6 protein-coding genes are annotated in these 5401 nt (G+C 67.7%); 3 read left to right on the top strand and 3 right to left on the bottom strand.

Features of this window, described 5'->3' with window-relative positions:
• The 3 genes from AC1D1G_RS41050 to AC1D1G_RS41060 all read left to right on the top strand — a co-directional run.
• Positions 1–1048, top strand: a 1048-nt coding sequence (locus AC1D1G_RS41050) for an acetyl-CoA C-acetyltransferase (RefSeq protein WP_477956478.1), incomplete at its 5' end; no start/stop codon positions are given.
• A 64-nt stretch (positions 1049–1112) separates the two neighbouring features.
• Positions 1113–1484: a DUF3817 domain-containing protein gene (locus AC1D1G_RS41055; protein WP_317567540.1), complete on the top strand. Its 372-nt coding sequence runs from the start codon at positions 1113–1115 to the stop codon at positions 1482–1484.
• 118 nt (positions 1485–1602) lie between these two features.
• Positions 1603–2520, top strand: coding sequence for a tetratricopeptide repeat protein (locus AC1D1G_RS41060; protein WP_283333530.1), 918 nt, complete (start codon positions 1603–1605; stop codon positions 2518–2520).
• 55 nt (positions 2521–2575) lie between these two features.
• Here the strand turns inward: AC1D1G_RS41060 and AC1D1G_RS41065 are convergent, their stop codons facing one another.
• The 3 genes from AC1D1G_RS41065 to AC1D1G_RS41075 all read right to left on the bottom strand — a co-directional run.
• On the bottom strand, positions 2576–3889 hold the full coding sequence (locus AC1D1G_RS41065) for an MFS transporter (protein WP_477956479.1): 1314 nt from the start codon (positions 3887–3889) through the stop codon (positions 2576–2578).
• Between the two features lie 5 nt (positions 3890–3894).
• Positions 3895–5043: a galactonate dehydratase gene (gene dgoD / locus AC1D1G_RS41070; RefSeq protein WP_283333531.1), complete on the bottom strand. Its 1149-nt coding sequence runs from the start codon at positions 5041–5043 to the stop codon at positions 3895–3897.
• Positions 5044–5096: 53 nt separating this feature from the next.
• On the bottom strand, positions 5097–5401 hold a 305-nt coding region (locus AC1D1G_RS41075), incomplete at its 5' end, for a beta/alpha barrel domain-containing protein (protein WP_477956480.1).

The raw sequence follows: 5401 nt of genomic DNA on the forward strand, positions 1-5401 counted from the left end.
GTACGTGATCATGGGTCAGGTGCTGACGGCGGGGGCGGGTCAGATCCCGGCGCGGCAGGCTGCGGTGGCCGCGGGGATCGGGATGGATGTGCCGGCCCTGACCATCAACAAGGTGTGTCTGTCGGGGATCGACGCGATCGCACTGGCGGATCAGCTGATCCGGGCCGGCGAGTTCGACGTCGTCGTCGCCGGGGGTCAGGAGTCGATGTCGCGCGCCCCGCACCTGCTGGAGAAGTCGCGGGAGGGTTTCAAGTACGGCGACGTCACGATGCGCGACCACATGGCCTTCGACGGGTTGTACGACATCTTCACCGATCAGGCGATGGGGAGTCTGACCGAGGCGAAGAACGCGGAGGACGGGCAGCGGATCAGCCGCGAGGAGCAGGACGCGTTCGCGGCCGCGTCGCATCAGAAGGCGGCCCGGGCCTGGAAGGACGGGGTGTTCGACGACGAGGTGGTGCCGGTGCCGGTGCCGCAGCGCAAGGGTGATCCGGTGCTGGTCGGCTCCGACGAGGGCGTGCGCGGCGATACGACGGTCGAATCCCTGGCCAGGCTGCGGCCGGCGTTCAGTAAGGACGGCACGGTCACCGCAGGGTCGGCGTCGCAGATCTCCGACGGTGCGGCCGCTGTCGTGGTGATGAGCAAGGCGAAGGCGCAGGAACTCGGGGTGTCGTGGATCGCCGAGATCGGCGCGCACGGGGTGGTGGCGGGTCCGGATTCGACGTTGCAGTCGCAGCCGGCGCGGGCCATCGCGAAGGCGTGCGCCAAGGAGGGGATCGACCCCAAGGAGCTGGATCTGGTGGAGATCAACGAGGCCTTCGCCGCGGTGGGGATCGCATCGACGCGGGAGCTGGGGTTGGATCCGGAGATCGTGAACGTCAACGGCGGGGCGATCGCGATGGGGCACCCGCTGGGGATGTCGGGGGCGCGGATCGCATTGCATCTGGCGTTGGAGCTGCGTCGTCGCGGCGGGGGTGTGGGCGCTGCGGCGCTGTGCGGTGGTGGCGGCCAGGGTGACGCCCTGATCGTGCGCGTTCCCAAGGCGTGACACGACGACAGTCCGTAGTGGTGTATCTCACACCACTACGGACTGTCGTAGATGGTCGGGCACAATGGTCGTCATGGCGAACGTCTTCGATCTCAGCACCACGGCCAAGCGCTTCCGATTTGTCGCAATTCTGGAGGCCTTCACCTGGCTCGGCCTCCTCATCGGCATGGCCTTCAAGTACCTGCCTGCCGACGGCAACGAGATCGGCGTGAAGATCTTCGGCCCCATCCACGGCGGCGTCTTCGTCCTGTACCTGCTCATCTCGCTGTGGACCGCCCGCAAGCTGAGCTGGAATCTGGTCACCACCTTCTGGGCGCTCGTCGCCAGCGTCCCGCCGTTCGGCACCGTCGTATTCGAGGTCTGGGCGGCCCGCACCGGCCGGATGGGCGAACTGTCCCGGTCGAGCGCAGTGAAGAGTGAACCGTCGTTCGTCTGATCCACTCCGCGGTAGGCACGGCCCGCATTCCGGTGCGCGCTCAAATCGTGACAAACTGGTGGACGTGACTCGACCAGGTTCTCGTCCGTCAGCGCGTTCCTCAGCAGTGGCCGCAGCCATGAGCGGAGCAGTCGATCTCTCCGCCCTCAAGGAGCGTGCGGCCGCTCCGCCCCCGCCGGCGCCCGCACCCTCCGGGGACGGCGCCGCTCCGGCCGCACCCGGGAGTACCGGACTCGCCCCCGTCATCGACGTCACCGAGGCGACGTTCGAGGCGGAGGTGCTCGTCCGGTCCCAGCAGGTCCCGGTGGTCGTCGACCTGTGGGCCACCTGGTGCGAGCCGTGCAAACAACTCTCACCCCTGCTCGAAAAGCTGGCACACGAGGCAGGCGGCACCTGGGTGCTCGCCAAGGTCGACGTCGATGCCAACCCGCGCATCGCGCAGGCCTTCGGCGTCCAGTCCGTCCCGACCGTCGTCGCCATCGCCGGCGGACAGCCGCTCGCCGACTTCCAGGGCGCTCAGCCCGAACCTCAACTGCGCCAGTGGCTCGCCGCCGTCCAGCAGGCAACCGCCGGAAAGCTGTCCGGACCGCCGGCCGCGGACGGGAACGCCGACGAGCCCGAGCCGGAAGACCCGCGCTTCGTGGCCGCCGAGGCCGCGCTCGACGAAGGCGACCTGTCGGCAGCCGAAGCCGAGTTCCAGAAGATCCTCGACGAGGAACCGGCCAACGTCGAGGCGCAGGGCGCGATCCGCCAGGTGCGTTTCCTCGCCCGCGTGCAGTCCGTCGATCCCGGCGCCGTCGCCGCGGCGGACGCCGCCCCGAACGACATCGACGCCCAGCTGCAGGCCGCGGACGTCGAGGTCTATTCCCAGGCCCCGGACGCGGCGTTCGCCCGGCTCATCGGAGTCGTCGCCCGCAGCGCCGGCGACGACAAGACGCGGGTACGGACTCGCCTGCTGGAACTGTTCGAACTGTTCGACCCGGCCGAACCGGTCGTCATGACCGCGCGCCGGAAACTCGCCGCCGCACTGTACTGACGAGAAAACCGGGGCGAGTGCCGACGGCACTCACCCCGGTTTTCTCGTCCTGCGGTCAGCTCCGCACGCGCTCCACCCGTCCGACCAGGAAGACGTACGACGCGATCCCGACCGCGGTCACAACGGTCATGTAGACGAACCCCGGCGCGAAGCTGTCGTCGGTGACGAGCAACCCGATCACGATGGGTGTCGCGATCGACGACAGGTTGCCGATGAAGTTGAACATTCCACCGGTGAGCCCGAGCAGTCGTTCCGGCGCGAGTGCCGACACCAGCGACCACGTGATCGACGCGAGTCCGTTGCCGAAGAACGCGATGGACAGGAACACGATCACCATCGCCGTCGAGTCGGTGAAGTTGGCGCCGATCATCGCGACGGTCAGCAACAGGCCCACGATGATCGGGCCCTTGCGGGCGACTCCGAGAGACACCCCCTTGCGTAGCAGGAAGTCGGAGAAGACTCCGGAGAACAGCACACCCACGAGTGCCGCGACGAACGGCAGCGAGGCGAGGAATCCGGACTTGATGTAATCCATGTCCCGGTACTCGACGAGGTACGTGGGGAACCAGGTGAGGAAGAACCACAGCGTCGACGTGAGGCAGAACTGCCCCAGGTAGATTCCCCACAGCTTGCGCCGGCCGAGGACGGTGGCGACATCGTTCCGGGTCACGGCCGGACGTTCGGGCTGCTGCTCGTCCAGGAGGTCGACGAGTCCGCCGCCGTCGCGGATCAGGTCGATCTCGGCGTCGTTCGCCCGCGAATCGCGTGGCTCGCGGTAGAACGCGTACCACACGGCACCCCAGACCGCCCCGATCGTTCCGGTCACGATGAATACCCAGTGCCACGACAGCACGGACTGCAGCCAGGACAGGAACGGCGTGAGCAGGGCCAGTCCGATGAACTGCCCGGACGTGTAGAAGCCGATCACCGTCGCCCGTTCCCGCTCGGGGTACCAGGCCGTCGCGACCCGGTTGTTGATCGGATACGCGGGCGCCTCGAACACACCGACCAGCAGGCGCAACGCGATGAGCGCCACGAAGCCACCGATGACCCCCATGAACGCGGTCGCGACCGACCACAGGATGAGGCAGCCGGGGTAGAGCAGTCTCGGGGGAATCCTGTCGACGAGCCATCCACCGGGAATCTGCAGCGCCGCATAGGTCCAGCCGAACGCCGACAGGAGAAGTCCCTGCTGCGCCTTGGTGAGGTCCATTTCGTCCGCGATCGCGGGCATCGCGATAGACAGGTTCGCCCGGTCGATGTAGTTGATGACGACGGTCACGAACAGCATCACCGCGATGAGAACGCGCGCCTTCGACGCCTGCGCGGCCACCGTAGTGGACTTGCCGATCTTCTGGGTCTGCACCATTGCCCTCACCACTCCGCGAAGGATCCGTCGCTGTGGCGCCAGACCGGGTTTCGCCAGCGATGTCCTTCGGCGGCCCGTTCGATGACGTACTCCTCGTTCACCTCGATGCCCAGTCCCGGACCGGTGGGGATCCGGACCTGACCGTCCGCGTAGGTGAACACGGACGGGTCGACGAGATAGTCGAGGAGATCGTTCGACGTGTTGTAGTGGATGCCGAGGCTCTGTTCCTGGATCGTCGCGTTGTAGCAGCCCGCGTCGATCTGCAGGCACGTGGCCAGGGCGATCGGCCCGAGGGGGCAGTGCAGCGCGAGTGCCACGTCGTACGCCTCGGCCATGTGCGCGATCTTCCGGGCCTCGGTGATTCCGCCGCAGTGTGACGGATCGGGCTGGATGATGTCCACGGCCCCGGACGCGAGGACGGTTTTGAAATCCCAACGGGAGAACAATCTCTCACCCAGCGCGATCGGGATCGGCGACTGTCGCAGCACGTCGACGAAACCGTCGACGTGCTCGGAGAGGACCGGTTCCTCGACGAACATCAGCCGGAACGGTTCGAGTTCCTTCAGCAGCACCTTGGCCATCGGCTTGTGCACCCGGCCGTGGAAATCGACGCCGATGCCGATGTTCGGGCCCACTGCGTCCCGTACCGCGGCGACGTTGGCGAGGCACCGGTCCACCTTGTCCCAGGAGTCCAGGTACTGCAGTTCCTCCGTGCCGTTCATCTTCACGGCGGTGAACCCCCGGTCGACCACCTCGCGTGCCGCCTTCGCGGTGTCCGACGGGCGGTCGCCGCCGATCCAGGAATAGACCTTGATCCGGTCGCGGACGCGGCCGCCGAGAAGCTCGTACGCCGGGACGCCGAGGGCCTTGCCCTTGATGTCCCACAGGGCCTGGTCGATACCGGCAAGCGCGCTCATGTGGATGCCGCCGCCGCGGTAGAAACCCGACCGGTACATGACCGTCCACAGGTCCTCGATCTGCGTCGGATCCTGCCCGATCAGGTAGTCGGACAGTTCCTCCACTGCGGCGGCGACGGACGCGGCCCGGCCTTCGAGCACCGGTTCGCCCCAGCCGACCACGCCGTCGTCCGTCTCGATCCGCAGGAACAGCCACCTGGGGGGTACGGCGTACGTGGTGAGTGACGTGATCTTCATGAGTCCTCCTGTGCGGGGCTGTGGTGGTGGCCCCGGTGGTCGTGGGTGTCGGTTCAGGCGGCTTCGGCCGACCAGATGTTCATCAGGGTGAGGGCGCGGTCGCGGACGGTGTCGGCGCCGTCCCCGGGCCGGTACAGGCAGGTTCCGAGTCCCGCACCGCCCGCTCCCGCGGCGGCCCACTCGGCGAGGTTGGTGCGGTCGACGCCGCCGACGGGGAGCAATTCGACTTCCGTCGGCAGGACCGCCCGCCAGGCCTGCATCCCGGCTGTCCCGACCGAGTCGGAGGGGAACAGTTTGATGCTGCGCGCTCCCGCACCGACGGCGCGAAACGCCTCGGTCGGAGTGGCGGCTCCCGGAT

The organism is Rhodococcus sp. P3_B8 (genome assembly GCF_056402775.1).

Bases quoted from the DNA above. Each gene is read 5' to 3' on its own strand.
- AC1D1G_RS41065 (WP_477956479.1), bottom strand. From the start codon at position 3,889: ATGGTGCAGACCCAGAAGATCGGCAAGTCCACTACGGTGGCCGCGCAG.
- dgoD (WP_283333531.1), bottom strand. From the start codon at position 5,043: ATGAAGATCACGTCACTCACCACGTACGCCGTACCCCCCAGGTGGCTG.
- AC1D1G_RS41060 (WP_283333530.1), top strand. From the start codon at position 1,603: ATGAGCGGAGCAGTCGATCTCTCCGCCCTCAAGGAGCGTGCGGCCGCT.
- AC1D1G_RS41055 (WP_317567540.1), top strand. From the start codon at position 1,113: ATGGTCGTCATGGCGAACGTCTTCGATCTCAGCACCACGGCCAAGCGC.